Consider the following 26911-nt stretch of genomic DNA (forward strand, 5'->3'; position numbering starts at 1 on the left):
AGATATGAAGGCAAAGGTTCTGGTTTTTATCGCTCTAGCGGTATTAGCTGCTGGGCTGTTTGCAGGGTGTGCAGGAGAAGAGAAGACTCCTACAACCACGCAAACCACAACTACTGAAACTGCATCTGAGAAAAAGCTTAGCGCTGCCTTCGTTTACGTAAGCCCGATTGGGGATGCGGGGTGGACTTACAGCCACGACTTAGGGAGGCAGTATATTGAGAGGGTTTACGGAGTGAAAACCGCCTACGCAGAGAACGTTGCCGAAGGTGGTGACGATGAGAGGGTTATCAGAGAGTTTGCAGAGCAGGGCTATGACGTGATATTCACAACGTCCTTCGGTTTCATGGATGCCACGATAACCGTTGCGAAGGACTTCCCCAACACGATATTCATGCACTGCAGCGGTTACAAGACCGCGAAGAACGTTGGAACCTACTTTGGCAGAATGTACCAGGCCAGGTATCTGAGCGGTCTCGTGGCAGGAGCAATGACAAAAACCAACAAGATAGGTTACGTTGCCGCAGTTCCGATTCCGGAGGTCATCAGAGGAATAAACGCCTTCGCTCTCGGTGTCAAGAAGGTGAATCCGGATGCCAAGATTTACGTTGTTTGGACGGGGACTTGGTATGACCCAGCTAAAGAGAAGGAGGCGGCGCTCAGCCTTATCGATGAGGGGTGTGACGTTATAGCCCAGCATCAGGATTCTCCAGCAGCGCAGCAGGCTGCAGAGGAGAGGGGGGTTTACTCTATAGGCTACCACAGCGACATGTCCAAGTTCGCTCCTCACGCGCACCTCACCTCTGCCGTTTGGAACTGGAGCGTGATTTACTCCTACGTCATAGAGCAGGTGATGCAGGGAACCTGGAAGAGCGAGCAGATCTGGTGGGGAATAGACAAGGGCGTTGTTGGTCTAACACCTCTTAGCGACGTAGTACCTGAAGACGTGAAGAAGATGGTAGAGGAGGAGAAGCAGAAGTATCTGAACGGGGAGGTTCCGGAGCAGTACCCGTTCGTAGGGCCAATCTACGACCAGCAGGGCAACCTCGTTAAGGCAGAAGGAGAGGTAATGACCGACAAGGAACTCCTCTCGATGAACTTCTTCGTGGACAACGTTGTTGGAGAAATTCCTTCAGCCTCTGAATAAATTTTTTATTTCCTCAATTTTTCAAGCAAGTCCCCCAAGTAGGTTCCAGCAGCAAAAAAGATTGCGTAGATTAACGCCGCAACAATCAGGCCGAAGGCTTTCACGAATTCACCCCATCCTGCACCGTCAAGAACAGCATGGGAGAGAGCGATTCCGGAAACCAGACCCAGCAGCAGGGAAACGAATATAACTTCGATAATTTTGGCTCTGTCCTCCTTTCCCCTCCTCAGGAATCCGAAAGCTATCCCTAATAAAAATGAGATGATGGCGTAGGTGTCCATGCAAGGGGTAGTTTACAACACTATAAAAACTTACTTTTGTTTTGAATCTTGCCTTTCCCCCTCCTCGAGGTCATCAACCTTTCTGAAGTACAGACCCTCGCACATAGAGCGGATTTTCCTTCCCACTTTTAAAACGCTAACCTTCAAATTTGAAATTACTGGAGAAAGACTATATACCTCAATACATAACGACTAGAGATGAGGGTAGCCCTTCTTGGAGGCACAGGTAATCTGGGAAAGGGTCTGGCGTTAAGGCTTGCCACTTTAGGCCATGAAATTGTTGTCGGTTCTCGTAGGGAAGAGAAAGCCGAAGCTAAGGCGGCTGAATACAGAAGAATTGCTGGAGATGCTAGCATTACGGGAATGAAAAATGAGGATGCTGCAGAAGCCTGCGACATTGCCGTCCTCACGATTCCATGGGAACACGCAATAGACACTGCAAGAGACCTCAAAAACATTCTGAGGGAAAAAATCGTCGTTTCCCCTCTCGTGCCTGTATCCAGAGGTGCTAAGGGCTTTACCTACAGCTCAGAGAGGTCTGCTGCTGAGATCGTTGCGGAAGTGCTAGAAAGCGAAAAAGTAGTTTCCGCCCTCCACACCATCCCCGCTGCGAGGTTTGCAAACCTCGATGAGAAGTTTGACTGGGATGTTCCGGTCTGCGGGGATGATGATGAGTCAAAGAAGGTGGTCATGAGCCTCATATCAGAAATTGATGGACTTCGCCCACTCGATGCGGGGCCTCTGAGCAACTCGAGGCTTGTCGAGTCCTTGACGCCCTTAATATTGAACATAATGCGCTTTAACGGCATGGGGGAGCTAGGGATAAAGTTCCTCTGACTCTTGCCTTCTAGTCTTTCTTATACGGAAACTTCAAAACGAAGACTGTCCCTGTGGGCTCGTTGTCTTTAACCTCCACATTCCCTCCGTATCTCTCCATAAGGCTTGCAACGATGAACAGACCCAGTCCCTGACCCTCTCCCGAATGAAAACCTTCGTTGAATATTCTGCTCTTGTTCTCATCCGAAATGCCAATACCATCATCCTCAACCCTTACAACGACTTTGTCTTTTTCCCATTCAGTGGCAACTCTCACGTTTTTGCATCTTCCATGCTTTACGGCGTTGTTCAGCAGGTTGTCTGCGATCGAGTAAAGACCGTCGTCTGCCATTACTGCTGCATCTCCCGTCACAACGACGTTAATGCTGTAGTTCTTGCTAACCTCCTCAAAAACCTCCTTTACCGACACAACTCTAAGCTCACCTCCCGTTTTCATCAGCAATTCCAGGTTTCTCAACCTTCTGAGGGTCTTTACCGACTCCGCCAAAATCTGGTATGCTTTCGAGACTATTTCATCCTCCCGCTTTTCCATTGAAAGCTCAAGGAGATTCATCGCCGCGGAGATTTTGTTAGCAAGGTCGTGACGGATAATTTTCCCTACAAGTTCAACGTATCTCTCGATGCTCTTTTTTCTCTCCTCCTCCAGCACCAGTTCGGTAATGTCGATGACGTTGCAAACTATAGCTTCCTTTCCTTTAAAAATGGCCGGAAAAGCCTTCATTTCAACCCAGGCCGGGGAACCGTTCTTTCGCCTAATCTTCGCCACGTACCTCTCCGGAAGATTGTCAAATTTACCGGATTCAGACATTTCGGTAAAAAGCCTTATGTTTTCTCTGTCCGTCTCGTCAGCAAGCAAATCGTAAGGACTTTTCCTCAATAGCTCCTCTCTGGTGTAGCCCGAAATCCGCTCAACCTCTCTATTGAGAAAAACGAATCTACCTTCCTGATACACGTAAATGCCCGTTCTCAGCTTTTCCAAAACTTCGAGGGGAAGGGCTACATCAAGATCTAACATTATTTAATCTTGAATTAAATCCTTAAAATAGTTTGCCATAACCTTTATAACTCACTGTGACAATACTTTATTTGGTGGGCTAGGCCGGGGGGTTCGGCGTCCCCTGTAACCCGAAACCGCCGATACGCGGGGGCCGAAGCCGAGGGGAGGCCTGTCAAGCGGGCGGCAGCGGTTCCAGGCACCGCAGAGTCCTCGTCCCGGAGGGCCGGCGGTTATGGCCGGGCTGCCCGGAGGGGCTGTCCGCCATATTAGCCGGGGGGAACGGCCCAGGCCCGGAAGGGAGCAGGCTAACCCCGGACGACCGGCGCTTCCGGGGGTGCGGGGAGGAGGTGCCTGGGGCTTCAAGCCGCCCGTAAGGCAGGTCGACCCGAGGCGTGCCCACCTTTTCAGTTAAATTGAAAAATCCTCCAGCCAATTCTGACCGATGTTCCTGCGCTTCATAGAGGAAGTGATTAAAGCACTGGGTGAATACGGAGACAAGAAATTTCTGAGGGAGAGCGAGCACGCTGACCTTGCCTCAACGATAGCCTTCAAGCTTGCAAAGGAGAGAAAGAAGAGCCCTAAGGAAATAGCGGACGAGATAGTGGAGAATCTCGAAGTAGAGAGCGAATACATCGGCAGTGTTGAAAGCGTAAACGGCTACATCAACTTCTTTGCGAGTTACGAGTTTCTTGAGGACACCGTTAACGTAATCCTCGACGAAGACGAGAATTACGGTCACCTCAACCTAAAAGGAGAGATTCTGATTGAACACACCTCAGCCAACCCCGACGGGCCCCTGCACATAGGTCACATAAGAAACTCCATAATAGGGGACACCATAGCGAGAATTTTCGCCAAGGCCGGGTTCGACGTTAAAACGCACTACTACGTAAACGACATGGGAAGGCAGACCGCAATCACCGTTCTCGGCATTGAAAAGTTTGGCCTCAAGGACAAGAAGCCAGACCACGCGGTTGCTGAGGCCTACATCGAGGCCAATAAGCTGCTCGAAAGCAATCCCGAACTTGAGGAGCAGGTGGAAAAATTGATGCTCGCTTACGAGGAGGGAGACGAGAAGACTGTTGAGAAGTTCAGAAGGGCTGTGGAGACGGCTTTAGAGGGTATAAAGCAAACTCTGAAGACGATTAACGTCGAGCACGACGAGTTTGTTTGGGAGAGTGAGTTCGTCCGCAACGGTTACGTGGGCAAAGTCCTTGGAATTTTGGAAGAGAGGGGTCTTGTAAAGAAAAACGGTGCCTGGACTATTGAGCTTGAAGGCTTCGACAAAGAGGTGGTTTTAAGAAGGGAGAACGGAACGACTCTCTACATCACCAGAGACCTCGCTTATCACATGTGGAAGAATGAGAATTACGAGAGATTCATAAACGTTCTTGGGGCAGACCACAAGCTTTACGGCGCTCAGCTGTCGAAAATTCTTGAGCTTCTCGGACTCAAGCCGCCGGAAATAATCTTTTTCGAGTTCGTTTCTCTGCCTGAGGGCAGCATGAGCACGAGGAGGGGCAAGTTCATCTCCGCCGATGAGCTGATAAGCAAGGTCAGGGATGAAGCGTGGAAGATACTCTCGGAGAGGGATATGGAAGAGGATGAGAAAAGGAAAATTGCCGATGCAGTTGCTGTAGGGGCAATAAGGTTCGATTTCATAAAAATCGCCCCGGAGAAGCACATGACCTTCGACTGGAGTAAGGCTCTGGACTTTGAGAGGCAGACCGCAAGCTACATACAGTACAGCCACGCAAGGGCATGCAGCATTCTCCGAAAGGCCGTTGAAGATGGCATGCCTGAGCTTGAGTTCAAAGGAGAGCTTTGCACGGCAGGAGAGAGAAAGCTCGTGATGCTTCTCTCGAAAATGCCGTACGTCGTGAAGAGGATTGTTAGCGAGCTTCGTCCCAACGTTTTTGCGGAGTACCTGCTGAGCGTGGCGGGAACCTTCAACGACTTCTACCGGGACCATCCCGTTCTGAAAGCGGAGTCAGAGGTTAGAATGCACAGGCTGGCCATAGTTGATGCCACAAGAGTCGTGCTTAGAAACGGCCTCGAGCTGCTGGGAATAGAGCCGCTTGAGAGGATGTAAGGGTAATAGTATCCTGAATTATTTCATTACTAAACACCCACTTCACGTGAGAAAGCCAAGAACAAGAAAATAAGGTGGATAATCTGACAGCTCAACAAGGGAGCCCAGTAAAGGAGATATCTGCTGATGAAAGTAACACCAAGAAGCAATATGAGGAATTAGGTAAAATTCAAGACGTTACTGGTACAATTATGTTAAACATCAAATGAGCCTGAATTTTGATGAATGGAGACTCCATATCAGGTTTTTCTCAGGAAGCTGAGAGTGTTTGAGTACACAAAGGGTTGGTTGTTTGAGGAGTGAGATTATTTCGGGATATCACATAAATGGGACATGTCCCCATTACTAAAACAAACAAGTACCAAAAAATAACACCAAAATATGCAATCAGTAAAGAATATTGTTAAGGAGCTTAAAGTCTTTTCGAAATTAAAGTTTTGGGAGTAGCAACCTATATCCAGACATCATCGGTGAGAAGAACTGCTAAAATTCTGTCAGAGTTGCATCCGGTTTCCAAATCATGAGTACATCGCTGGATAAAGAAGTTTGAGGAGAAATTTCCCATCTCAGCGGAGAAAAAAGGAATCTGATAGCGATGGATGAGACAGTGGTTAAGGCGAACAGGAAGCATTACTACGTCTATGCTGCGATAGATGTGGAGAGGAATGAGCTTATTCTTATGAGAGTCTATACGACAAGGAATTACCTGACCACAAAGTCCTTTATCAAGGAAGTGCTTGAGTATTGCGAGAATAAACCAAAATTTGTGGTGGATAAGGCTCCCTGGCTGGTTCAGTTTGGAGAGTCTTGGATTGGAATACGAACACCAAACCTTTCGGTGAGAGAAGTCTGGTCGAATCAGTTTTCTCTTCGCTGAAGCAGCGAATTAAGATCTTTTTCTGTTCGATTAGCTGCCATAATCTCTGTAAGCTGTTTATGCTCTATTATAACAGGTATAGGTGGTGTTTGTGTTAAGTGGACACGTCCCATAAATGCACAAAAATTTATATCAAGGAAAAAGTAATTCCTGCGTGGGTTGAGATATAGTTTAGCTACAAACAGAGAATTCGAAAAAAATACTCAAAGAGCTCTTGCCTAGGGTGGAGATAGAACTGACCAACTATCATAAATCTTATATCTGGGATAGTTAACAAAGAAGGAGGTGGAGATCATGTTCCCCATCAAGCCACCAACAACCGAGCGTTTTGAGTTATCGGCAGAGTTTATAGACTACCTAGATAGGGTCATAAAAAGTAAAGAGATGCCGACCTCACTCAAGGCGATTTTCACAATTTCCAATTTTAAGAGCGCTGATGAATTTCTCTATGATCTAAAGAAATCTGGATTTAAGCTAATATCTGACTACGGATGCGTTTTTTATCTCACAAAAAAATCTGAGTATGGAGATGTAAGATATCTTGCTCTTTTCACTGAAAATCACAATCCAATCTTTTTCACCTTAGCAACAAAAACAAAAGAGATACCACCGACTTTACTTGAATATTTAAACAAATCCCCCTATATATCTAATTTATGGATAAGCTTAACTAAAATGGACGAATTAGTCGAGTCTCTTAAAAAAGAATATTCAGACCAGATTATGGGAACATACTTTACAGGGACGTACAGTCCATTTTTCAAAAGAAAAGCGTTAATACGTCCGAACATAGAGAGATTTGTCGAATATAGGGGTGACGATGCAATTCAAATTTATGAGGAATACAAAAAATACTATGGAATTCTTCCGAGGGTTTTTGAATTCAATCTGATTGGATACGGAACGTATAGACTAGACTACAGAGGGATTTTAGTTATAAAAGCTAGATCGTCTTTTAACTTTATTTATCAGCTTATGGATAGTATTGTTTCTGAAGTTGAAAAGTCTAAACAAAAAATTACCAGAGCCCGTGTCTTGGACAAATTCATGAAAACAAAACGCAAAGAATTCAAAATAAACATCAAAATACCTTGGTCCATAAAGCTAACTGAGCAGCTTGAATGCGTAAAATTTGATGACTTCGTTAAAGTTTTGGAACCTGAATGGCAATTTTTACCATTAGACATTGATATTAGTGAGAATGCAGAAAATTCAGAATTTTTGGATTTCAGTTATTTTAGAGTTATAGACCTAATAAAACCAAGTGAATTCTCTGTTGTTTATAATAACAAAAATCTAAAGATTTACCCTTCTGATAAGTTAGATCTCGGCTCCTCTCTTAGGTTCTTCCAGTCTGTAAGGTCATCACTCGATCCGAGTGCATACCTAACTTGATCGAAGATGGCGAAATATGATAGAGATTGGTTCGCCAATAGTATTAAAAAAATAGCGGAAAAGAAGTTAGAAGAAGCTAGAAGACATGTAGAAGTGCAGCTTGATTCCGCAATAACTTTAGATAAACGCCATTGTTCGCTTGTTAGACATTGTAAATCTCTTTTGATTAACTTATATGAAAACACTCCCATAGGGTATGACATTATTATGCGTGAGCCGTTGATTGACCTATCTCTGAAAAAGAATGATATTTCTGTTTTCGATCTGGTAGCAATAAATTCCACAAACGGAATAGCTTCACTAATCGAATGTAAAACTGGCCATAATTCAAAATACATGTTGAAGAGTTTTGCTAAAAAGATTGTGTCATTCAATGAACACTGCAGCCACATTGAAAAAATGTTAGGGATAAATATTAAAGACTCTGAATTTATTTTGTGCGTGGAATCGATTAATACTGGAGGAGTTTTGCAGTCTGTAAACGACCACACCAATAAAAAGCGAAGAGGACAAAGTTCAGCATTCAATGAATTAAGTGAGGACAAAATTAACAGGATAATAATTTGGTCTGTTCTTGAAGGCGAAAACAAAATAGTTAAAGTGTATGGCAATCACCTTGACACAAATTTCGATAGGATCATGAGAGGTCCTCCCCTATTTGATTACCTCTCGGATTTGGATTTAGAATATTGTTCACAACCGTGGAGGTTCATTGAAAGAGTAATTTACGAAAGAATTTTTGTAGAAAAGAAGAGATTAGATGAAGCGAATCCTAAGGAATTTACTTACATCGAAGTCGTAAATGCGCTTGTTGATGAATTTAGTGACTTAGCTGTGGATAATTTAACATTGCGATCTATAGCCGAACAAAAAGCATCAGAAATAATAAACCATGGTATCGAATATGGGATATTTGAAGAAGTAAAGAAAAATAGATATTGCATAAAATGTAGAGGTGAGCGAATAAGCACAGTTAGAGAGAATTTAGAAAGAAAATACAGAAATAACTACATAAACAAAGAAGCCGAGAGGAAAGCTTACGAAGAAGCTAAAAAAGAAGTTAAAAGAATGCATGGAGACTTATCTAAGTTTGGCATTACTTAGCATTTTTCTCCTAACTTCAATGCTAAGTTCCTAACATCAATTCTTCAGATATTTATTTAAAAATAATTGTATTAAAACTTCTTTCCATCTTGATACCAGTTCTTCAGAACTTCCACGTGAGCTTTGGCTTTTCCGCTTCGAACTTCGATTCGGGGAAGGGGAAGTATGTCTGCTCCATTGTTATGCTATTGAAACCTGTTATTCATCCTTAGTAGAAATCACACAGCTCTATTTGACGAAGCCCATCAGTGGAGCGTTGTTTTTGCTTGACGCGAGCAGTGTAACCTCTCCCCGTTATCCTATGTTATCGAAACCGCAACAGTTCTCTTCGTCCAGTCTTTTGACGGGTTTGACATTTTCAGAGTCTTTAGGTGTGAACCCCACATCCATCGACCTCAGAACCATCAACGAAGATTGCAACATCTCTAATCCTCAATTCAACTGCTCCTTCAGCCATTTAACCGCCTCTACAAGACGATAACCAGATCCAGCACGATTTTGCTGAGCACTACGCTTAGATAGGTTGCTACCCTGCATTTCTCAGAATTCTTGCTGACTTATCGGAGGCCTTATATCATCGTAGTTCGGAGCCTGCACCTCGTAATATCTTACCAGATTTCCATCCGCGTCAACATAACCCTCCTCATAGCTCCGAGGCTCTGTGCAACTCTGCAAACCCTCCTCGATTACGGCCTTGATCATGTTCAGACCCTGAGGTTATAAGGGGGTCTTCTGGCCTGCATGTTGGCAAGGCGGAGCTTCAGGTTGATCAGAGCGTTTTTGATCTCAGTTGCAAGATGTGTCTTCGTCCTCAGGGTGTCGACCCAGCTGCCGTCAAGACTCTTTTGTAGTTGAGATTGCAGCCTTCCCCATCTCTCCCATGATTTGATTTGAGCTTATCGTGTTTTCCCACCTTGAACCATCTTCCTAATCTTGCTTTCCTTTAATTTTTCATAATTTTCTTATTACCTTTACCGATTCCTAACCTTTACCAAACCCAATCAGGAAATTTTTAACCAGCAGTCACGAGGAAAAGATATGATAATAACCGACGACCACATGCACCTGTACAACCACCTCAAGCTCAAAGCATTAGAGCAGTTCAGGGATGCGGGAGGGACGCACGTCTTCCTTGTCAACCTTCTGTGCCACCACTACGGCATAAGGCCTACAAGCGGTAAGGACTTCAGGGAGGTTTTCGAAAGGCATCTCAGCCTTGTTGAGAAGGCGAACAAAATCGTGAAGGCTTACGCAGTGCTGGGAGTCCATCCAGCTGAGATTACCGTAATAGGGGACAGAATTGGCCACGAAAAAGCGGCGGAGATGATGAAGGAGGCTCTCGAAATTGCGGGAAAGTACGTTGAGGAGGGCAAAGCTGTTGCACTGAAATCTGGAAGGCCCCACTATCCTGTAAGCAGGCACGTCTGGCAGCTGAGCAATGATGTTTTGAGGCACGCCTTTGAGGTTGCGAAGGATGTTGGATGTGCCATTCAGCTCCACACGGAGAGCTACACGAAGGAGGGAATGCTTGAAATTGCAAAAATGGCCGACGAGGTTGGCCTGAAGAGGGAGAAGGTGGTAAAGCACTTCTCCCCACCACTGATCAAGGAGTTCGAGGAGATAGGTATCTTCCCTTCTGTTCTTGCTGGAAACAATAACGTTTTAAAGGCCGCAGAGCAGGGAAACCGCTTTACCGTTGAAACAGACTACATAGACGACAGGAAAAGGCCGGGAGCGGTTCTCGGACCAAAGACGGTTCCGAGAAAGGTGAAGGAGCTTATCGAGCTTGGTTATGAAGACATTGCCTACAAAATTTGCGTTGAGAACGTCGAAAAGGTTTATGGTGTGGAACTGGAAGAATAATTGGGCAGCATGATAGGCGGAGATTTTGCTGTGGTAAAGGCCAAGAAAAGCCTTGAGAGGAGGGGCTTCGGGGTTAAGAGAGGGGATAAAATCTACCTTCACCCGCTTGAGGTTGTTTACCTCCAGATAAAGGGGATAGAGAGCTTTGGAGAGCTCGAAGATGTCCTGAGTTGGGCTGAAAGCAGGATGGAGGACTTCTCAACCTACTACTTCGTTTACGAGGACCTGAGGGATAGAGGAAACAAGGTGAAGATTCAGGGGGAGTTTTTGCTGACGAAAAAGCCCTACTTACCAATTTCTGAAAGAAAAACAATCAGAATGGAAGAAATTGCCGAAAAGGCAAGAAATTTCGACGAGTTAAGGCTTGCTGTCGTTGACGAGGAGAGCGAGATAACCTATTTCAGGGTGTATGAGCCAGATATGATGGGAGAGCAAAAGGAGGAGCTTCCCGAGATAGCAGGAATTCTGTCAGATGAGTATGTGATTACAAAGCAGACCGAGATTTTCAGCAGATACTTCTACGGGAGCGAGAAAGGAGATCTCGTCACACTCTCGCTGATTGAGAGCCTCTACCTTCTCGATTTGGGAAAGCTCAATCTGCTGAACGCTGACAGAGAAGAGCTTGTTAAGAGAGCGAGGGAGGTTGAGAGAAACTTTGATAGGAGGTATGAGGTTTACAGAAACCTCAAGGAGAGGGGGTTTGTGGTCAAAACTGGCTTCAAATTCGGAAGCGAGTTCAGGGTTTACAGGAAAGTCGAGAGCGTTGACGACCTGCCGCACTCGGAGTACCTTGTAGACATTGCAGACAGCAGGGAAATCAGGCTCATCGACCTTGCAAGGGCTGTAAGACTGGCCCAGAACGTGAGGAAGAGGATGGTCTTTGCCTACGGGAAAAACTATCTCTGCTTTGAGAGGGTTAAGGTTTGATAGTATGGTGAGGGTTGTCGTGGGCTCGAAAAATCCAACGAAAATTGAAGGGGCGAGGCGGGCCTTTGAGCAGTATTTCGACGATGTGGAAATTGTGGGTGTTGAGGTCAGCACCTCAGCCCCACCACAGCCCTTCGATGCTGAAACAGTGAGGGGGGCTATAGAGAGGGCGAAGAAAGCCTACTCACCTGATTTCGACTTCTCAGTCGGAATAGAGGCAGGACTTTTCCGCTCTGAGTGCACGATAACGGGCTACCTCGACTTTCAGGTTGCCGCTGTTTACGATGGGGAGAGATGCACAATCGGATTCGGACCGGGATTTGAGTACCCAAAACTGGTAGTTGAGGAGGTTCTGAAGGGGAAAGAGGTTGGAGAAGTGATGGAGAAGGTTTCAGGGATAAAAAACCTTGGCAAAAAGGTGGGGGCCGTGCACTACCTCAGCAAGGGGGCAATATCGAGAACCGACCTCTCAAGAATCTCCGTAACAATGGCTCTAATCCCCTTCATCAACCGAGAAATGTACCTATGAGGGTCATAAGGGAATTCGACCCGTGGAAATCGCCCCTATGCACCTGCCCGGAGAAGTACTCCTTCAACCCCTACACCGGCTGCGCTCACGGCTGCCTTTACTGCTACGCCACCTACATCCCCAGCTTCTTCAAGCTCAGAGAGAAGAGGAACCTTTTCAGAAATCTTGAGAGAGACCTTCAGGAGCTTCCAGCAAACGCTCTCATCTCAATGTCCAACAGCTCCGACCCCTACCCGCCAGTTGAGAAAGCAAGGGAGATTACGAGAAAGTGTCTCGAAATCATGAAAGACTACGACGTCAGGGTGATGGTTGTTACGAAGAGCGATATTGTGGTTAGAGACCTCAGGCTGCTGAGTGAAATGCGAAGTGCGGTCAGCATCACCATAACAGGCCTCGATGAGTTTGAGCCAAACGCTCCACCAACTGAAAAAAGAATAGAAGCGCTGAAAGCGGTTAAAGATGCGGGAATTCCAGCTGTTCTGCGCTTAGACCCCGTAATTCCGGGAGTGAACGACTCGAAGCTTGATATTATCGAGAAGGCTATGCCCGACCACGTTGTAACCTCCACCCTTAAACTGAAAGCCGACTCACTGGCAAGAATGGCGAAAAAGCTGCCGTGGCTGAAAAGAATTGAGTTTGAGAGAAAGGGTGCCTACAGATATTTCCCTGAAGAGGTGCGGAGAAGGGTTCTATTCAAAATAAAGAGCTTCTGTGAAGAAATCGGAGTCGGTGTGGGGTTCTGCAGGGAAGGTTTCGAATTCCCCTCTAAATCCTGTGACGGTAGTCACCTTATTGACCACGTTAAATAGACTGGAAAATTTTTAAATATATGAGGGAAGAAGACAGAAGAGGAGGTGTAAAATTGAGCCTTACAAGGCTGTTTCTTCATGAAAGAACTGTAGAGATTATTCTTAGAATCCTCAAAGCTGAGGAGAACGGAGAAAAGATATACCCGCTTCAAATTTCAACTGATATCGGTTCACCGTACAGCTACGTTTCAAAGGTTTTGGGAGAGCTCGAAAAGTGCTCTCTCGTCGAAAGCAGGCCTGAAGGCAGGATGAGGGTCGTTTCATTGACGCCCTACGGGAAGGTGGTAGCTTCGATGCTCAGGGACCTCTACACAGAGCTTGAAAAGGACTTCAACTCAAGAATGAAGCTCGACATCCTCAAGGACGTTTACAGCAATGCAAACGGAGACGTCAGAGTTTACCTTCCCGTAATGGCGGAACTGGAGATGCTTGCCAAGTCAACTAATGATGGCTTCGTTGTCGAGGAGGCTAAAAAACTGATATCGGAAGTTAAGAGAAAAATAGAGGGGGCGAAATGAGGATTGTGGAGGCGGTTGAAGACTTCAGAGATGACATGGTCAAAACGCTTTGCGATTTGATTGAAATAAAAGCCATAGCCCCTGAGTTCGGAGGGGACGGGGAGTACAAGAAGGCGGAGTATTTGATGAAGCACCTCGAAGGTTTTGACAGCGTTGAGAGGTACGACGTTGAGGATGACAGAGTTAGCGACGGTGTGAGGCCCAACATAGTCGCCAAGGTTAAGGGCGTCCTCGAAAAAACAATCTGGATTGTTGCCCATCTTGACGTCGTTCCCGAGGGTGATGAAAGGCTGTGGGAAACTCCACCCTTCAAGGGAATCGTTAAGAACGGAAGGATTTACGGAAGGGGAAGCGAGGACAACGGTCAGAGCTTAGTGTCATCGCTTTACGCAGCGAAAGCCATCGTTGAAAGCGGCCTGACTCCAAAGTACAGCCTCGGCCTTGTTTACGTGGCTGACGAGGAGGCGGGAAGCAACTACGGAATAAAGCACCTTCTCAAGCAGAACATTTTCGACAGGGAGGACATGTTTGTCGTTCCGGACATCGGAACGCCCAAAGGGGATATGATAGAGATTGCTGAGAAGAGCATTTTGTGGCTGAAGTTCGTCGTTCACGGTCAGCAGAGCCACGCAAGCATGCCGTCAGGCCTGAACGCAAACAGAAGGGCCATGGAGTTCATACTTGACCTGGACAGAAAGCTTCATTCGAAGTTCAACGCAAGAAACAGGCTATTCGTTCCGCCCTACTCCACTTTCGAGCCAACAAAGAGGGAGAAGAATGTGGACAACATTAACACCATTCCCGGCCTCGACGTGAGCTACATGGACTGCAGGATAATTCCTGACTACGACGTGGAGGAGGTGCTGGACTACATAGAGGACATCAGGAGCTTCCACCAGATGAGGGGCAACAGCAAGATTGAAATTGAAGTGGTGCAAAAGGTGTCCTCCCCGCCAACCCCCGAAACAGCCCACATAATCGAAAGGCTGAGACACACGATAGAGGAGCTAAGAGGTTTCAGGCCGAAGGTTTACGGAATTGGCGGCAACACATGCGCTTCGTTTTTCAGGAAAAGCGGTTTCACCGAAACTGCTGCATGGTGCACCGCAGACGGTGTCGCTCACCAGGCAAACGAGTACTGCGTAATAGACAACATGGTTGAGGACGCAAAGGTTTTCGCCCTTCTGCCCTTCGATCCGGGATATTAGAGTTCAATTCCACTTATTTTCTCGTAAAAAGCCGAAATCTCCTCGACCTTCGAAATTTCCTTTCTTACGTTGCTGAAAATCTTTCTCTTAATCTCAACGTCCGGAATCTTTCCGTAAGTTTTCAGAGCTTCTACGAGGCCCTTTTCTATCTCCATTCCTTTTGCATCCGAATCTGTCAGAATTATGACTTTTCTGTCCTTTAAAGTGTCGGCGGTTGATGCGTAGCCCGTAAACACAACAATCTCACCGCTCACCCCTATCGCCCTCAGAGACCTGACGTCCTTTTTCCCCTCCACCACCACAACCCAGCCGTTCTCCGATTTCTCCTTCAGTTCGTCAATGGCTTCAAAAAATGGCTTATAATCCTCCATACCTGATTCCCGGCTCTATCTGAACGATAACGTCCGCGATAACACCCCTTTTCATCCCTCCTCTGACGACGGTGAAGGAGTTGAAGTAAACAGTCCTGACTTTCCCAAGCTCCTCCTCGCTCGCCCCGAACTTCTTCGCCACTTCAACGACCTTCTCCTTTGCTACCTCTAGAATCTGCTCATCGTCCGGCAAGCTACCCGGTTTGAAGGGGCAGCTTTCGGTGTGGCCGTTGTACGCTGCAAAGCACTTTTCCGTATCAATGCGAACGTAGAGAGTGAGGCTCACCCTTGAAACTGCCACACCAACGGCGTTTGCCGACTCGTAGTGGTCAGGGATTACATATTCAACCCCTGCAGCCTTTGCAACCTCGGGAATGAGATACGGTGCCAGGTAACCCGTGCCTACTATCTTTTTGCAGCCTATCTCCCTCACCGTTGTCGCTGCAAGAGAAACAAATTGATTAAGGGCTTTCTCAACGTCACACTCATACTTTCTCGAGCTTCTGTAGTCTCCAATTTCGTATCCAGCGCAGTTCAAAGCGTCGGTGAGCGTGAAACTCTCTCCTCCAAAGGCGATAGGTTTTGAGCAGACTGGAACGAGCTTTCCGTTTTCAACCACCGAATCCCCACCAAACGGAATGCTGACAGAGTCAACGCACCTTATCAGCGTCTTCCTTCCGGCAAGCTCTATCCCCTCTACTATCTTCGGCATTCCGTCAATAACCTCAACAAAGTCCGTTGAAGTCCCCCCTATGTCGACAACCAGAGCGTTCTTCTCCCCCGTCAGATAAACGGCACCAAGAGCCACAGCGGCAGGAGATGAGTTGTACAGCTCTGAAGGATTGTTGAGGGCTATCGTGTACGGCACAATTCCTCCATCCCCTTTGAAGTAGTAGAAATCCCCGGCATAAGCTTTAATCAGCTCGGTGAGCCTGTAAACAGTCTCCCTTATTTTGGCGTTTACTACAGTCGTGTGAATTCTCGCAGGATAGTTCATCCCACCTGCATAGTGACTCAGGGCAATTCTGTAGTCTTCCACATAATTTCTCACAATCTCAGCCACTCTGTCCTCCAGAGAACCGTTTCTGACCGAAAATTTTGATGAAATCGCTACGTTATCGTAGGAATTTTCCCTGAAGATTGCCGCAATTTCGTACTCATCGATGTCCTCAACAACGTCTCCCCTGTGGTTTACATAGCCCTTCAAAACCTCACCATACTCAGAGTAATTCAACCCCGGCCCAGGTATTACGAGGCTGAGAGTGCGGGACTCGCTAAACTTTGAAATGATGAGGTTTAACGGCCAGGACGTGCTAACAACAACCTTTTCCTCGATTAGGTTAGCTTCCTTCGAAATCTCCTTGAGAATTCCACCTATTCCCGCCTCATTCGGGAGCTTAATCGTTTTGATTTCGTCAGAAACAATAGCAGCGTCCGTGTTGGTTCCACCAACGTCAATCCCAATTATCATTAACTTGACGAATTCGTGTGATTTAAAAAAGCTTATCGTTTTTCATGGACAAATAAAATCAGCACCGCCGAAACCACTGATGCAGCGAGGCAAAAGGAGAACGCGAGTGAGTATGCTTCCGGAGGATAGGAGCCATCAACCATCCCCACCGTGTCCATAAGATAGCCCATGAAAACCTGGAAGAGGGCTCCGCCAAAGAAGGGGAAAACGTTTACGATGCTTGTCGCCAGACCGGTAACTTCGAGCGGGTAAGACTCCTTAATCAGGGCGTAGGCAACCGGACCCGCAGCGCTGAAAAGGCCAATAAGAAATGATATTGCGTACAGCTGGAATACCGTGAGGCTGGCCGTGAAGAAGACGAGCGGAGCCATCGTAAAGGTGAATCCGATACCCGCAGCAACGAGGAACCACTTTCTCGTTCTGAAAACCTTGTCTGAGAGGAATCCTATGATTGGCGCTCCCAGAATCGTTCCGAGACCGACCATCATCAACACACCGCCAGCCTCTTCCCTCTGCATTCCGTAGACGTCCATTAGGTACGGACCACCCCACAGCCCCTGGTAGCCCATTACGATGCCGTATCTCAGAAAGGCAGACGTGGCGATTAACCAGACAACCGGGTTGAGCACCACCACGCGAAAATTAGTCGCAAACCTCCCACCCTCTCTGGACTTTTCCAAAACTCCTCCCGGTGAATCCCTCACGAAAATCCAGCAACTGAGAGCAAGAACAAAGGTAATTGCCCCAATGAAGAGAAACGTGACCCTCCATCCGAACAGAGAGACCATCGTTGCAAGCGGATAGGCCGAAACTAATGCACCCATATTGCCCACAGCGAACAGCACGCCTGTCAAGGTGGCAAACTCGTCTACTCTAAACCATCGGGATAGCAGTTTTATCGTAGGGATGTAAACTCCCGACACGCCGATGCCAATCAGGAATCTCCCAAGAACGGCCACTTCAAAGTTTGGGGACACGGCGAAGAGTACAGTCCCTACGAAGGCCAGCAGCGTGAACACGGTCGTTGTCAACCTCGGTCCCTTGGTGTCGGAGAGGTAACCCACCGGAATCTGCATTAAGCCGTAGGGGTAAAAATAGGCAGATGAGAGTACACCGACGGCAAGAGCGGTTACGGCAAACTCCTCCATGAGCGTGGTTGCGAGGATAGCTGATGACGTGCGGTGAAAATAAACAAAGAAGTAGATTGAAGCCATCACACCGAATACAACCCATCTGTACCTGCTCGCCCCCACCTGAGTTCGTAAGCGCAAAAATATATGAACTTTTTTCATATCGTGTTAATTTTCCAAACTTTCGAAAAGTAAAAATATTGTAAACTGATTATTGTTATGAACCCGAAAACTCTTGCCGAGGAAATTGGGAGGTACATAAAGCCCCAGACCTTTCCCCTCGGCTTCAAAATGGTTAAAAGCGAGGATGAAATCGGAAAGGCGAGGAGGTTCGAGGGGCTTACAATCTGCCAGATTTACAACATGGCGAGGAGGTATCGCTGGATTGTTTATTTCGACCTCAACACTACCTGCCCTGTTGGAATTGTCGCCTATGGCTTTGCGGAGCCTGATGAGCTTTACAAAAGCGGGCAGCTCGCCTACGAGGCGGGATATGTGGACTCTCCTGAAACTGGAGTGAAGTATGAGGATGCATTACCAAAGCTGGCCGAGAAGTACATTGGATGCAAGGTCTCTCCCCTTGAAATAGCGGAGGAAGAGCCAGACTTCGTCGTGGTTTACGGAATGCCCGCCCAAATCCTCAGATTCGTTCACGCCTACCTTTTCAGGAGAGGAGGGGGCTTTGAGACGGTGATAAGGGGAAGAGGGGCGTGTGCTGAATTTTTAGATGCCTTCATTTCAAAGGAGCCGAGGCTTGTTATTCCCTGCTACGGTGACAGGCTCTTCGGCCAGACTCAGGACTTCGAAATAGCCTTCTCCTTCCCCTTCGAGATGGCGGAGGAGCTTGTGGAGGGTTTGAGGGAGACTCACAGGAGGGGGATAAGGTATCCAATTCCTTCAACTGGCCTGAGAGTGCCGCTGCCAGTTCCCAAAGCTTACGAGGAGTCGGTCAAAAAAATGAGGGGTACTGGTTGATAATCACTCCAAAAAGTCGTCCATGGTGTAAAAGCCGGGCTTGTCAACCTTTGCAATCCACTTCGCAGCCCTAACTGCCCCAATCGCAAAGCACTCTCTGCTCATCGCCCTGTGTGTAAGCTCAATCCTCTCCCCGCTTCCGAAGAAGAAGACTGTATGCTCTCCAACGACGTCTCCTCCTCTAATACCAAAAACACCAATCTCGCTTTCCCTCGGCGAAATTCCCTCTCTGCACGTCTTTAGGTCTGCTTCTATTCCCTTTTCCTCCTTAACCTTCCTTATGATCTCAGCAAGCTTCAGGGCAGTTCCGCTCGGAGAGTCACGCTTGTGCCTGTGGTGAAGCTCCACAATCTCTGCATCCCACTCGTAGAGCATTTTTGCGGCGTATTCAACAATTTTCCAGAAAATGTTGACACCGAGGCTGAAGTTTGGCGAAACAATCATCGGAACCTTCTCCGCCAGCTCTGCAAGCCTCTTCCTGTCCTCGTCAGTGAAGCCTGTTGTCCCCATCACCACCCTCACTCCCTTCTCCGCAGCAACCTCAGCGTTCTTCATTGCAGCCTCTGCTGTGGTGAAGTCAATCAGCACATCAGCATCAAGCTTTGAGATGTCGTCCTCAATCGGAACACCAATCTTTCCAACTCCAGCAAGTTCTCCCGCATCCTTTCCAACTTCGTTGATGTCGAAAGCCTGAACGACCTTCAAGCCCTCTGCCACTGCATTTTTAACAACAAGCCTGCCCATTCTGCCCGCTGCCCCGGAAACCGCAACTCGCATAAATAAAATTGAGCTGGAGTATATAAAATGTTCAGCTAATCAGCTCAAGACTCTTGAGAACTTCTTTAACCTTCTGAGTTTTCTCTTCAGAGAGCTCGACCAGAGGCAGCCTCGGCTTTCCCGCTGCAAGCCCCATAAGCTGCAAAGCCTTCTTAACCGGAATAGGATTGGTGTCGATGAAGAGCACGTCGAAGAGTGGCGTAAGCCTGTGGTGCATCTCCCTCGCCCTTTCTATGTTCCCCTCAACGAAAGCTTCGTACATCTCCTTCATCAGGTGGGGGGCGACGTTGGCGGCAACGCTGATTACGCCCTTTCCTCCAAGGCAGAGAATGGGCAGGGTGAGAAAATCATCGCCAGAAAGCAGGACAAAGTCGTCTGGTGTTGTTCTTATAATCTCGGAGATCTGCTTGAGGTTCCCGCTCGCCTCCTTAATGCCAAAAATGTTGTCAATCTCCGCCAGCCTTCTTACGAGTTCGGGAGTTGTGTTTATGCCCGTCCTGCTGGGAACGTTGTAAACTATGATTGGAATGGAAACTTCAGACGCAACAGCCTTGTAGTGCTGGTAGAGCCCCTCAGCGTTGGGCTTGTTGTAGTAGGGAGTGACGAGCATTGCAGCCTCTGCACCAGCCTTCTCAACTTCCTTTGCAAGCCAAATTGCCTCCCTCGTTGAGTTTGAACCTGCACCACCAATTACAGGAAGCTTTGACGTCTCTGCAACATACCTCACAACATCGATGTGCTCCTCGTAGCTGAGTGTTGCAGCCTCTCCTGTTGTCCCAGCAGGAACCAGAGCGTTGACGTGCTTCTCAAGGTAGTCGAGATTCTTCGCTATCCCCTCGTAGTCAACGCTGAAGTCCTCCTTGAAGGGCGTTACCATTGCGGGAATCACGCCCTCAAACATTGACCAACCCTCTGTTAACTCTCCTCGTGATGTATCCAGCAACCCTGTTTCTCACGGTCTTGCTCTGGATGTTGGTAAGCTCCGCCACGAGCCTCTTGTTCTCGTCGAAGTTGCCCGTAAACACTTCCGGATACTTCTTCAACAATTCCCTCGCGATGACCTTGATGTAAGCGGGTTTTACCGTGCCCATGGCGTGATGCCAACCATACAATATTTAACGTTTGCCTCCTCTCGCGGACAGCTTTCTCATCATAATCCTTCCGGCAGAGTACGTGGCAAGAAAACCTGCTGTGAACATGAAAACTTTCGTGAAGTCAATTTCACCGACGTTCATTGAAACAGGAGGTGTGGCGGGTGCAGGAGTTTGCTGAGAAGCTTTAGCAGGCGGAGTGGTGGCTGTAACGGAGTTGTTGGTAACGTTCTCTGCGCCGGTGGCATTCTCCTTCAAAGTTATGCTGACGTTGGCAGTATTGCCCTCCTTCCTGCTCTCCTTCACCACCACGTCAGCCTGAGAGGTGGTAACGTCAACGAATTCCCCCAATCCGTTGTAAACCCCTGCATTTTTTATCAAGAGCCTTGATTCGCCCGGACTCTGAGCAGCAACCTTTACCTCTGCAAGAAAGCCCGTTTTCGTTTTGTTCGTGGTGTAAGCGCTGATTTTCAGGTAGTCGGGATAAAGGGTTTTGTCGAGCAGCCTGAAACCGTCGGGTAAAGTAACCGACTCGATTTTCACGCTGTTTCCGGAAACAAAAATAACGAATTCGAAGGATGATAGCTCCACCGACTGGTTGAGGAGAACTTTAAAGCTCATGGTGGTTCCGTTAAAGATTTCCGCTTTTGAGGGCTGAAGAATAACCTTCACACTTTCCTTCCCATTCCCCACTATCCAGAGCTCTTTTTTCACCAGAACGTCATCCTCAGCCTGAATTATCCTTGAAAAGCTGTTGTCAGGCGGCAGGTCGTAGTAGTTTTTAGCCAGATCTGAGATCGAGAGGGTTGAGGTTTTGGACGTGTCTCTAACGTAAATTGCATACTTCCCCTCCCTCAGTCCTGCAGTTTCGAATTGAACCTTTGCTTTCCCGTTTTCATCAAGATACGCCTTCTTGTACAGCAGGAAATTGTTGCCCTCCAGCACAACCAGTATTCCGTCGTATTCAGTGTCACCAACTCTGTTCGTGTCGATGCTAACAACTACTGGCTCCCCAACCTTCACTTTTTCAGGTGCGGAAACCGCAACCTCTGGTTTTACGACTGAAACCGTAACTCTTCTGGAATCCCAAACCTTCCCGCCGTATTCAAGCTTTAAATCTAGGATGTACTTTCCAGGTTTTACCGCATCAGCAATATCCCTCGTTCTCTCATACACTTCCCTCAGATTCAGGTCGAATTTGGCGGAGTAGACGTTGCTCTCCTCCTCGTAATCTGCAGTTTCCTCGTAGTAAAGGTCAACGTTGTTTCCGTAAAGCCTCAGCTTCAAACTCGCCGGATTCGCACTCTCCACGAGAACCTCCAGTTCCGTTCTGCTCTGATACACAAGATTTTTCAGTTCGAATTCCTTTATTTTTGGTTTGACCACCTTGAACTCTTCAGAATGCTCTTCAGGCTCGGTGTCGTCAATCACAACCTTCAAACGGTACGTTCCCTCCTGCCAGTCCTCGGGGATTCTAAAAACCCACTCCTCCCCGCACTTTTCATAGAGGTCTTCCCCCTCATCCACGTGACAGAGGAGAGCGCCATCCCCACCATCCCCCACAACTGCTATATCCGCCGAGCGATTAACTTCAAAATAGACCTGAAACCGGATTTGATCCCCCAGGTTTACGCTCTCCTTATCTACAAATATATGCACCTCCGCCGCACTAACCGAGGAAATTGCGATTAGCAAGGCTACAAATGTGGCGAGCCACCTCACACTGGGAGTTCCGCAAATTAATCTTAAAATTTTCTTTCAAAAAAGAAATTACTAAGGCTTAATGTACGCATAGCCTTCATTCTGAAGCTCCACGAGCTTTGTAACACCTGCTGGAACAACTTCGCAGAAATCAAAGACGTCTTCTATCTTTATACCGTGAAGGGTTAGGGCGTTGTTGCATACGAAAAACTTAACTCCTCTCTCTGACAGCTCTCTCATCCTATCTTCGAGCTTGGGATTTGCTGCTCTTACGAATAGCTTTACCGCATAGCCGTTGGCCAGCACCGCAACCTCGGCCTCTGGAACATCATTAAGGAAGTTATTAACGTTAGCGAGGCACAGTTCCAGCAGTGAGGTGCTGTCCATGTCGAGATGGAAAACTACCTTCATGTAATTGATTATACGAGGGGTTAAAAACCTTTGACGTCATCAAAGCTAAACCGCATTGCCTATGCAAAGCAGGGAATGATGATGTAACCGAAAATTTAAAATTTTGCATATACCCACTTCTTAAAAAGGAGGTTAAGCGGGAAGATGTCGGAAATCTGCCCTGTTTGCGGACTGCCGAAAGATTTGTGTGTTTGCGAGGAAGTTGCGAAAGAGCAGCAGTTTATAGTGATTAAAACTGGCAAGAGACGCTACGGGAAGGAAGTGACCATTATCGAGGGAATTGATAAGGGAGAGATAAACCTTGAGGAACTTGCGAAATACCTGAAGTCAAAGCTGGCGTGCGGTGGGACGGTAAAGAACGGAGTGATAGAGCTTCAGGGCAATCACGTGAACAGGGTTAAGGAACTGCTTATAAAGAAGGGATTCAATCCTGAGAGGATAAAGACCTAGAGGCGTAATCCATTATTTTTCTCATCATCTCGAGGTCAGCTTCCTTTTCTTTCAGCCTTAGCTCGAAAATTTTCTCTCTGCACGCCATGTAGGCGTCAAAGGCCGTGAAGAGTATCTCCTCAAACTTCCTGCCAAATTTTAGCCTGTCCTCGGCTTTAAGGTTAAGCTCGTCAGCCATGAAGTCCCTCAACTCGCAAAAGAGCCTTATGCTGTCTCCGGGACCAAAATTCCTATCTGTGGCAAGAAAACGCATAATGTCATCCACCGCATCGCTCAAATCAACGCTCTTTCCTTCATAAAGGCTCAATGCTCTGTCAACTATTTTCTCAGCAGCCTCCTGAAGGAAGCTGACCACCTCAAAGACCGGCTTTACGGGGTAGTTGATCAGAAGCCTGTCAACCCACCACTCAACGACCTTTTTCCTGTCCATATTTTAGTGGCTGCGCGGCACCATAAGAAGATAACCTTTTAAGTTGCATTCTGCACTGCATGCACATGAGCGAAATCATGGAAATGCTGATACGCAGAGGATTCCTCTGGCAGTCTTTCGAGATATACGGAGGAATGGCAGGTTTTATCGATTACGCTCCTCTTGGTAACAACCTCAGAAGGAAGATTGAGAACATCTGGCGGAAGTACTTCGTGATCAATGAAAGAGCGGCTGAGATTGACACACCAACCATAGGCATAGAGGAAGTCTTCATAGCTTCTGGCCACGCAACCTCCTTCACGGATGTTGCAATTGAATGCGAGAACTGCGGGAGGGTTTACAGAGCAGATCACTACGTCAAGGAAAAGCTGGGAATCGAGGTAGATGAGACTGTCGAGGCGGTTAAGGAGGTCATGGAAGTTTACGACTTGAAGTGCGAATGCGGAGGGAGATTCAAAGACCCTGCCCCCATGAACCTCATGTTCTCCACCACCATTGGGCCGGGGAAGGGAAAGAAGGGCTACCTTCGCCCCGAAACCGCTCAGGGAATGTTTGTCGACTTCAAGAGGCTGGCGAACTTCTTCAGGGAAAAGCTTCCCTTCGGTGTGGCGCAGATTGGAAGGGCTTACAGGAACGAAATCAGCCCGAGGCAGGGAGTGATAAGGCTGAGAGAGTTCAATCAGGCGGAGCTGGAGTTCTTCGTCCATCCGGGGGAGAAGAAGCATCCACACTTCAGCCTTTACGCTAAAGATGTGGTAAAGCTTGTGGATAAGTTTGACAGCCAGCACGAGATAACGCTTGAGGAAGCGGTGGAGAAGGGAATCATAGCCAACCAGATTCTGGCGTACTTCATAGGAAAGACGAGGCGATTTCTGCTTGAGATAGGCATCAAGGACGAGAAGCTGAGGTTCAGGCAGCACAAGGATGTAGAGAGGGCTCATTATGCAACTGATTGCTGGGATGCAGAAGTTTTAACCAGCTACGGCTGGATTGAGGTTGTTGGCATTGCGGACAGAACAAACTACGATTTGAAGAGGCACAGCAAGTTCAGCGGTGAAGATCTGAGCGTTTTCGTGCCCTACGAGGAGCCAGTTAAGGTGAAGAGGAGGAAAATTGTCCCCATACTGAGCAAGCTCGGTCCCGAGTTCAGGCAGAAGGCAAAGAAGGTAGCTGAGGCTCTTGAAGCTTTAAATGTTGAAGCTGACTTGGATGAGGTAGAGGTTGAGGTTGACGGCGAGAAGGTAAAGGTAACGAAGGAGTTCTTCGAGATTCAGGAGGTCGAGGAGGAGGTTACGGGAGAGAAGGTCATACCGCACGTCATAGAGCCATCCTTCGGCCTTGACAGGATTACCTACTCCGTTCTTGAGCACGCCTTTGATAAGGATGTTGTTGATGGAGAAGAGAGGAGAGTTCTGAGGCTCAAGAGGTGGGTCAGCCCGATTGAGGTTGCCGTCCTACCTTTGCTCTCAAGGGAGCCCTTCGAGTCGAAGGGGATGGAGATTGTCCAGATGCTGAGAGAAGAGGGTATTTTCACCGATTACGACGATTCGGGAAGCATAGGGAGAAGATACAGGCGTTTTGATGAGATAGGAACTCCCTTCTGCGTAACCGTTGACCATCAGACCTTTGAGGATGAGACCGTAACAATCAGGGACAGAGACACGACTGCACAGGTTAGGGTGAAGCTTGGCGAACTCCCATCAATCCTCAAGGAGCTGCTGAGAAGTGAGAAGGACATAACGGAGTTCGGGGAGGTCTTCAGGCAGGTGTAGGCTTTGCTCGTCCTCTCTGGGGGAACAGGGACGCCAAAGCTTCTGCAGGGGTTGAAGGAGGTAGCTGACTTCTGGGTTGTCGTGAACACAGCCGAAGATGTCTGGGTTTCGGGAAACAAAATCTGCCCTGACATTGATTCGGTCATCTACGCAATTGCGGAGGTCATCGACGATGAGAAGTGGTGGGGGATAAAGGGCGACACCTTCCACACGCACGAGAGGCTGAAGGAGCTCGGCTTTGACGAGGGCATGAGGATTGGGGACTTGGACAGGGCAACGCACATTCTGCGGAGCGAGATGCTGAGGGCTGGAAAATCTCTCTGCGAGGCTACAAAAGCTGTTGCTGAGGCTTATGGGGTAAAGCAGGAAATATTCCCGATGTGCGAGGAGGAGGTTTCCACCACTGTTGTGACAGATGAGGGGGAGATGCACTTTCAGGAGTTCTGGGTTCTCAGGAGGGGAGAGCCTGAAGTGAAGGACGTCTACTTCAGGGGCATTGAGAAAGCGAGAATTCCCGATGAGGTCAAAGAAAGGCTGAGGAAGGAAAAGGAAGTGCTTATAGGCCCCAGCAATCCAATAACCAGCATACTGCCGATTTTGAGCGTTGAGGACTTCAGAGAGAGGTTGAGGGACAAAAAGGTTATAGCAATCTCCCCCATAGTGGGAGAGAAGGCTGTTAGCGGTCCGGCGGGGAAGCTAATGAGGGCGAAGGGCTATGAAGTTTCTGCAAGAGGAGTGGCGGATGTGTATGCGGACTTCCTTGACCTTCTGGTGGTTGATGAAGCCGACAAAGGTGTAATGGAGAGAAGTGTGGCCACGAACACCATAATGAAGACAAAGGAAGATGCCGTAAGGCTCGCAGAGTTCGTGGTTAAGCTTTTTGATGGGCTATGATAGTAAATGTGGCAGAAATAAAGAAATTCTTGGAATCTTTACCGTATCCAAAGCACTGCATCCACTGCGAGGGCACTGATGAGAATGCTGAGAATCCAGTGCACCATCCAAGCTACGAAGTCACACCATCCTGCAACCTGAGATGCATCTTCTGCTACTCCAGAGTTGCCCAGCTTAAAGGCACTGCCCCAAAACCGGGCTACTACGGTTCTTTAAATCCGAAGGCCATCACCATCTCGCAGTACGGGGAGCCCTTCGTTGTTGGCACGTCCAGGGTTGTAGAAATCATCAGAAAGCTCAGAGAAAGGTTTGGGGAAGTGAGGATTGACATCCAGACCAACGGAACACTTCTTGAGCCGGAAATTCTCGGCAGTGAGGCGGACATAGTCATGATCAGCCTCGATGCTGGTAGCAGGGAGAGCTATGCTGAGATAACGGGGAAAGATTTTTTCGAGAGGGTTGTGAAAAACATCGAAAAAATGTCAGAACATACTTACACAGTTGTAAGGACAGTTTTCATGCCGGGCATTAATGACGAGGAGCTTGAAAGGATTGCCGAGATTGCTTCGCAGGCTGATGAGCTTTTCTTGCAGCCCCTCTCCATCTACAGAGAGAACACAGAGCTTTTGAAAAGGCTTGACGTTGAGAGGGCTGAGAGCTTGGGTGATTACCTTCAAACTGCTTACAGACTTTCAGAAATCGCCAGCGTAAGAATTCCGGGCTGCCTTCTTTTGAACATGCGCTGGTTTTTGAGGGAGTTCGAAATAGGGGAGCTTATGCTTGTAAAAAGGGATGCCTTCGGAAGCGTTCCGATGATGCAGAGGCGCTGGCAGTTCATCATTGAGTAAATTTATTCT

29 protein-coding genes, 1 other RNA gene and 1 pseudogene are annotated in these 26911 nt (G+C 47.6%); 19 read left to right on the forward strand and 12 right to left on the reverse strand.

From position 1 onward, the window contains the following. The first annotated feature begins 4 nt into the window (after positions 1-4). Positions 5-1144, forward strand: a complete 1140-nt coding sequence (locus AF_RS04520) for a BMP family ABC transporter substrate-binding protein (protein ID WP_048064307.1) — start codon at positions 5-7, stop codon at positions 1142-1144. Positions 1145-1149: 5 nt separating this feature from the next. Here AF_RS04520 and AF_RS04525 read toward each other — a convergent pair whose 3' ends face one another. Beyond that, complete coding sequence (locus tag AF_RS04525) at positions 1150-1425, reverse strand: hypothetical protein (protein ID WP_010878391.1); 276 nt, start codon at positions 1423-1425, stop codon at positions 1150-1152. A gap of 198 nt (positions 1426-1623) precedes the next feature. Here AF_RS04525 and npdG point away from each other — a divergent pair, with 198 nt between their 5' ends. Beyond that, on the forward strand, positions 1624-2262 hold the full coding sequence (gene npdG, locus AF_RS04530) for an NADPH-dependent F420 reductase (protein ID WP_010878392.1): 639 nt from the start codon (positions 1624-1626) through the stop codon (positions 2260-2262). A gap of 10 nt (positions 2263-2272) precedes the next feature. On the opposite strand, the gene AF_RS04535 is transcribed toward npdG, so the two are convergent. Next, complete coding sequence (locus tag AF_RS04535; RefSeq protein WP_010878393.1) at positions 2273-3277, reverse strand: ATP-binding protein; 1005 nt, start codon at positions 3275-3277, stop codon at positions 2273-2275. 72 nt (positions 3278-3349) lie between these two features. Here AF_RS04535 and ffs point away from each other — a divergent pair. The 6 genes and pseudogenes from ffs to AF_RS04555 all read left to right on the forward strand — a co-directional run bounded on the left by ffs (position 3350) and on the right by AF_RS04555 (position 8727). Further along, positions 3350-3661: signal recognition particle sRNA (gene ffs / locus AF_RS12645), an RNA gene on the forward strand. A 40-nt stretch (positions 3662-3701) separates the two neighbouring features. After that, a complete protein-coding gene (gene argS, locus AF_RS04540) occupies positions 3702-5351 on the forward strand; it encodes an arginine--tRNA ligase (protein WP_010878394.1) in 1650 nt (549 codons plus the stop codon). Positions 5352-5529: 178 nt separating this feature from the next. After that, positions 5530-5654: pseudogene (locus AF_RS12855) on the forward strand (IS481 family transposase); the annotation flags it as partial. A gap of 292 nt (positions 5655-5946) precedes the next feature. After that, a complete protein-coding gene (locus tag AF_RS04545) occupies positions 5947-6228 on the forward strand; it encodes a DDE-type integrase/transposase/recombinase (RefSeq protein ID WP_010878395.1) in 282 nt (93 codons plus the stop codon). Positions 6229-6522: 294 nt separating this feature from the next. Further along, on the forward strand, positions 6523-7623 hold the full coding sequence (locus AF_RS04550) for a hypothetical protein (protein ID WP_148183438.1): 1101 nt from the start codon (positions 6523-6525) through the stop codon (positions 7621-7623). Between the two features lie 6 nt (positions 7624-7629). Next, on the forward strand, positions 7630-8727 hold the full coding sequence (locus tag AF_RS04555) for a hypothetical protein (protein WP_010878397.1): 1098 nt from the start codon (positions 7630-7632) through the stop codon (positions 8725-8727). A 540-nt stretch (positions 8728-9267) separates the two neighbouring features. Here AF_RS04555 and AF_RS13075 read toward each other — a convergent pair. Continuing rightward, positions 9268-9429 (reverse strand): hypothetical protein, encoded by a 162-nt coding sequence (locus AF_RS13075; protein WP_010878398.1) that lies wholly within the window; start codon positions 9427-9429, stop codon positions 9268-9270. Positions 9430-9765: 336 nt separating this feature from the next. Here AF_RS13075 and AF_RS04560 point away from each other — a divergent pair, with 336 nt between their 5' ends. Genes AF_RS04560 through AF_RS04585 form a run of 6 tightly spaced genes read left to right on the forward strand, consistent with a single transcriptional unit; the run spans position 9766 to position 14581 of the window. Then, positions 9766-10590 (forward strand): TatD family hydrolase, encoded by an 825-nt coding sequence (locus AF_RS04560; RefSeq protein WP_010878399.1) that lies wholly within the window; start codon positions 9766-9768, stop codon positions 10588-10590. A 9-nt stretch (positions 10591-10599) separates the two neighbouring features. Further along, on the forward strand, positions 10600-11517 hold the full coding sequence (gene endA, locus AF_RS04565; protein WP_010878400.1) for a tRNA-intron lyase: 918 nt from the start codon (positions 10600-10602) through the stop codon (positions 11515-11517). A gap of 4 nt (positions 11518-11521) precedes the next feature. Continuing rightward, positions 11522-12046, forward strand: coding sequence for an inosine/xanthosine triphosphatase (gene yjjX, locus AF_RS04570; RefSeq protein ID WP_231487630.1), 525 nt, complete (start codon positions 11522-11524; stop codon positions 12044-12046). Next, complete coding sequence (locus AF_RS04575) at positions 12043-12855, forward strand: SPL family radical SAM protein (RefSeq protein WP_010878402.1); 813 nt, start codon at positions 12043-12045, stop codon at positions 12853-12855. The genes yjjX and AF_RS04575 overlap by 4 nt, the downstream gene beginning before the upstream one ends. Positions 12856-12875: 20 nt before the next feature. Continuing rightward, the gene (locus AF_RS04580) at positions 12876-13373 is read left to right on the forward strand and encodes a winged helix-turn-helix domain-containing protein (protein WP_010878403.1); all 498 of its coding nucleotides are present in this window, start codon (positions 12876-12878) and stop codon (positions 13371-13373) included. Continuing rightward, on the forward strand, positions 13370-14581 hold the full coding sequence (locus AF_RS04585; protein ID WP_010878404.1) for a M20 family metallo-hydrolase: 1212 nt from the start codon (positions 13370-13372) through the stop codon (positions 14579-14581). The genes AF_RS04580 and AF_RS04585 overlap by 4 nt, the downstream gene beginning before the upstream one ends. Here AF_RS04585 and AF_RS04590 read toward each other — a convergent pair. From AF_RS04590 to AF_RS04600, 3 genes are read right to left on the reverse strand one after another with little or no spacing between them, the layout of a single operon-like run. Then, a complete protein-coding gene (locus tag AF_RS04590) occupies positions 14578-14952 on the reverse strand; it encodes a toprim domain-containing protein (protein ID WP_010878405.1) in 375 nt (124 codons plus the stop codon). The genes AF_RS04585 and AF_RS04590 overlap by 4 nt on opposite strands. Continuing rightward, complete coding sequence (locus AF_RS04595; protein ID WP_010878406.1) at positions 14939-16423, reverse strand: hydantoinase/oxoprolinase family protein; 1485 nt, start codon at positions 16421-16423, stop codon at positions 14939-14941. The genes AF_RS04590 and AF_RS04595 overlap by 14 nt, the downstream gene beginning before the upstream one ends. 32 nt (positions 16424-16455) lie before the next feature. After that, positions 16456-17676: an MFS transporter gene (locus AF_RS04600; protein ID WP_052270475.1), complete on the reverse strand. Its 1221-nt coding sequence runs from the start codon at positions 17674-17676 to the stop codon at positions 16456-16458. A 96-nt stretch (positions 17677-17772) separates the two neighbouring features. Between AF_RS04600 and AF_RS04605 the strand changes: the two genes are divergently transcribed. Continuing rightward, the gene (locus tag AF_RS04605) at positions 17773-18528 is read left to right on the forward strand and encodes a DUF169 domain-containing protein (RefSeq protein ID WP_010878408.1); all 756 of its coding nucleotides are present in this window, start codon (positions 17773-17775) and stop codon (positions 18526-18528) included. Between the two features lie 3 nt (positions 18529-18531). On the opposite strand, the gene dapB is transcribed toward AF_RS04605, so the two are convergent. The 5 genes from dapB to AF_RS04630 are packed head-to-tail and all read right to left on the reverse strand — an operon-like array spanning position 18532 to position 22508. Beyond that, positions 18532-19305, reverse strand: a complete 774-nt coding sequence (gene dapB / locus AF_RS04610; protein ID WP_010878409.1) for a 4-hydroxy-tetrahydrodipicolinate reductase — start codon at positions 19303-19305, stop codon at positions 18532-18534. A gap of 31 nt (positions 19306-19336) precedes the next feature. Next, the gene (gene dapA, locus AF_RS04615) at positions 19337-20206 is read right to left on the reverse strand and encodes a 4-hydroxy-tetrahydrodipicolinate synthase (protein WP_010878410.1); all 870 of its coding nucleotides are present in this window, start codon (positions 20204-20206) and stop codon (positions 19337-19339) included. Then, entirely contained in the window at positions 20199-20396 is a 198-nt protein-coding gene (locus tag AF_RS04620) for a 30S ribosomal protein S17e (RefSeq protein WP_010878411.1), read from the reverse strand. The genes dapA and AF_RS04620 overlap by 8 nt, the downstream gene beginning before the upstream one ends. Positions 20397-20420: 24 nt before the next feature. Next, positions 20421-22118, reverse strand: a complete 1698-nt coding sequence (locus AF_RS04625; protein ID WP_010878412.1) for a hypothetical protein — start codon at positions 22116-22118, stop codon at positions 20421-20423. A 51-nt stretch (positions 22119-22169) separates the two neighbouring features. Continuing rightward, entirely contained in the window at positions 22170-22508 is a 339-nt protein-coding gene (locus AF_RS04630) for a DsrE family protein (RefSeq protein ID WP_010878413.1), read from the reverse strand. 144 nt (positions 22509-22652) lie between these two features. Between AF_RS04630 and yciH the strand changes: the two genes are divergently transcribed. Continuing rightward, positions 22653-22958 carry a stress response translation initiation inhibitor YciH gene (yciH, locus tag AF_RS04635; protein ID WP_010878414.1) on the forward strand — a complete coding sequence of 102 codons (306 nt, stop codon included), beginning with the start codon at positions 22653-22655 and terminating at the stop codon, positions 22956-22958. On the opposite strand, the gene AF_RS04640 is transcribed toward yciH, so the two are convergent. Then, the gene (locus AF_RS04640; RefSeq protein WP_010878415.1) at positions 22933-23388 is read right to left on the reverse strand and encodes a hypothetical protein; all 456 of its coding nucleotides are present in this window, start codon (positions 23386-23388) and stop codon (positions 22933-22935) included. The two genes, yciH and AF_RS04640, sit on opposite strands and share 26 nt — an antisense overlap. Positions 23389-23453: 65 nt before the next feature. Here AF_RS04640 and glyS point away from each other — a divergent pair, with 65 nt between their 5' ends. Genes glyS through AF_RS04655 form a run of 3 tightly spaced genes read left to right on the forward strand, consistent with a single transcriptional unit; the run spans position 23454 to position 26902 of the window. Next, positions 23454-25160 (forward strand): glycine--tRNA ligase, encoded by a 1707-nt coding sequence (glyS, locus tag AF_RS04645; RefSeq protein ID WP_048064657.1) that lies wholly within the window; start codon positions 23454-23456, stop codon positions 25158-25160. Positions 25161-25163: 3 nt separating this feature from the next. After that, entirely contained in the window at positions 25164-26054 is an 891-nt protein-coding gene (gene cofD, locus AF_RS04650) for a 2-phospho-L-lactate transferase (RefSeq protein WP_010878417.1), read from the forward strand. Next, complete coding sequence (locus AF_RS04655) at positions 26051-26902, forward strand: radical SAM protein (RefSeq protein ID WP_010878418.1); 852 nt, start codon at positions 26051-26053, stop codon at positions 26900-26902. Before cofD ends, AF_RS04655 begins: the two co-directional genes overlap by 4 nt. The last annotated feature ends 9 nt before the right edge of the window (positions 26903-26911 follow it).

The organism is Archaeoglobus fulgidus DSM 4304, from assembly GCF_000008665.1.
Lineage (GTDB): Archaea > Halobacteriota > Archaeoglobi > Archaeoglobales > Archaeoglobaceae > Archaeoglobus > Archaeoglobus fulgidus.

What these genes read in the sequence shown, in the direction of transcription:
- AF_RS04520 (WP_048064307.1), top strand. Translation starts at nt 5, where the DNA reads ATGAAGGCAAAGGTTCTGGTTTTTATCGCTCTAGCGGTATTAGCTGCT.
- AF_RS04525 (WP_010878391.1), bottom strand. Translation starts at nt 1,425, where the DNA reads ATGGACACCTACGCCATCATCTCATTTTTATTAGGGATAGCTTTCGGA.
- npdG (WP_010878392.1), top strand. Translation starts at nt 1,624, where the DNA reads ATGAGGGTAGCCCTTCTTGGAGGCACAGGTAATCTGGGAAAGGGTCTG.
- AF_RS04535 (WP_010878393.1), bottom strand. Translation starts at nt 3,277, where the DNA reads ATGTTAGATCTTGATGTAGCCCTTCCCCTCGAAGTTTTGGAAAAGCTG.
- argS (WP_010878394.1), top strand. Translation starts at nt 3,702, where the DNA reads ATGTTCCTGCGCTTCATAGAGGAAGTGATTAAAGCACTGGGTGAATAC.
- AF_RS04545 (WP_010878395.1), top strand. Translation starts at nt 5,947, where the DNA reads ATGGATGAGACAGTGGTTAAGGCGAACAGGAAGCATTACTACGTCTAT.
- AF_RS04550 (WP_148183438.1), top strand. Translation starts at nt 6,523, where the DNA reads ATGTTCCCCATCAAGCCACCAACAACCGAGCGTTTTGAGTTATCGGCA.
- AF_RS04555 (WP_010878397.1), top strand. Translation starts at nt 7,630, where the DNA reads ATGGCGAAATATGATAGAGATTGGTTCGCCAATAGTATTAAAAAAATA.
- AF_RS13075 (WP_010878398.1), bottom strand. Translation starts at nt 9,429, where the DNA reads ATGATCAAGGCCGTAATCGAGGAGGGTTTGCAGAGTTGCACAGAGCCT.
- AF_RS04560 (WP_010878399.1), top strand. Translation starts at nt 9,766, where the DNA reads ATGATAATAACCGACGACCACATGCACCTGTACAACCACCTCAAGCTC.
- endA (WP_010878400.1), top strand. Translation starts at nt 10,600, where the DNA reads ATGATAGGCGGAGATTTTGCTGTGGTAAAGGCCAAGAAAAGCCTTGAG.
- yjjX (WP_231487630.1), top strand. Translation starts at nt 11,522, where the DNA reads ATGGTGAGGGTTGTCGTGGGCTCGAAAAATCCAACGAAAATTGAAGGG.
- AF_RS04575 (WP_010878402.1), top strand. Translation starts at nt 12,043, where the DNA reads ATGAGGGTCATAAGGGAATTCGACCCGTGGAAATCGCCCCTATGCACC.
- AF_RS04580 (WP_010878403.1), top strand. Translation starts at nt 12,876, where the DNA reads ATGAGGGAAGAAGACAGAAGAGGAGGTGTAAAATTGAGCCTTACAAGG.
- AF_RS04585 (WP_010878404.1), top strand. Translation starts at nt 13,370, where the DNA reads ATGAGGATTGTGGAGGCGGTTGAAGACTTCAGAGATGACATGGTCAAA.
- AF_RS04590 (WP_010878405.1), bottom strand. Translation starts at nt 14,952, where the DNA reads ATGGAGGATTATAAGCCATTTTTTGAAGCCATTGACGAACTGAAGGAG.
- AF_RS04595 (WP_010878406.1), bottom strand. Translation starts at nt 16,423, where the DNA reads ATGATAATTGGGATTGACGTTGGTGGAACCAACACGGACGCTGCTATT.
- AF_RS04605 (WP_010878408.1), top strand. Translation starts at nt 17,773, where the DNA reads ATGAACCCGAAAACTCTTGCCGAGGAAATTGGGAGGTACATAAAGCCC.
- dapB (WP_010878409.1), bottom strand. Translation starts at nt 19,305, where the DNA reads ATGCGAGTTGCGGTTTCCGGGGCAGCGGGCAGAATGGGCAGGCTTGTT.
- dapA (WP_010878410.1), bottom strand. Translation starts at nt 20,206, where the DNA reads ATGTTTGAGGGCGTGATTCCCGCAATGGTAACGCCCTTCAAGGAGGAC.
- AF_RS04620 (WP_010878411.1), bottom strand. Translation starts at nt 20,396, where the DNA reads ATGGGCACGGTAAAACCCGCTTACATCAAGGTCATCGCGAGGGAATTG.
- AF_RS04630 (WP_010878413.1), bottom strand. Translation starts at nt 22,508, where the DNA reads ATGAAGGTAGTTTTCCATCTCGACATGGACAGCACCTCACTGCTGGAA.
- yciH (WP_010878414.1), top strand. Translation starts at nt 22,653, where the DNA reads ATGTCGGAAATCTGCCCTGTTTGCGGACTGCCGAAAGATTTGTGTGTT.
- AF_RS04640 (WP_010878415.1), bottom strand. Translation starts at nt 23,388, where the DNA reads ATGGACAGGAAAAAGGTCGTTGAGTGGTGGGTTGACAGGCTTCTGATC.
- glyS (WP_048064657.1), top strand. Translation starts at nt 23,454, where the DNA reads ATGAGCGAAATCATGGAAATGCTGATACGCAGAGGATTCCTCTGGCAG.
- AF_RS04655 (WP_010878418.1), top strand. Translation starts at nt 26,051, where the DNA reads ATGATAGTAAATGTGGCAGAAATAAAGAAATTCTTGGAATCTTTACCG.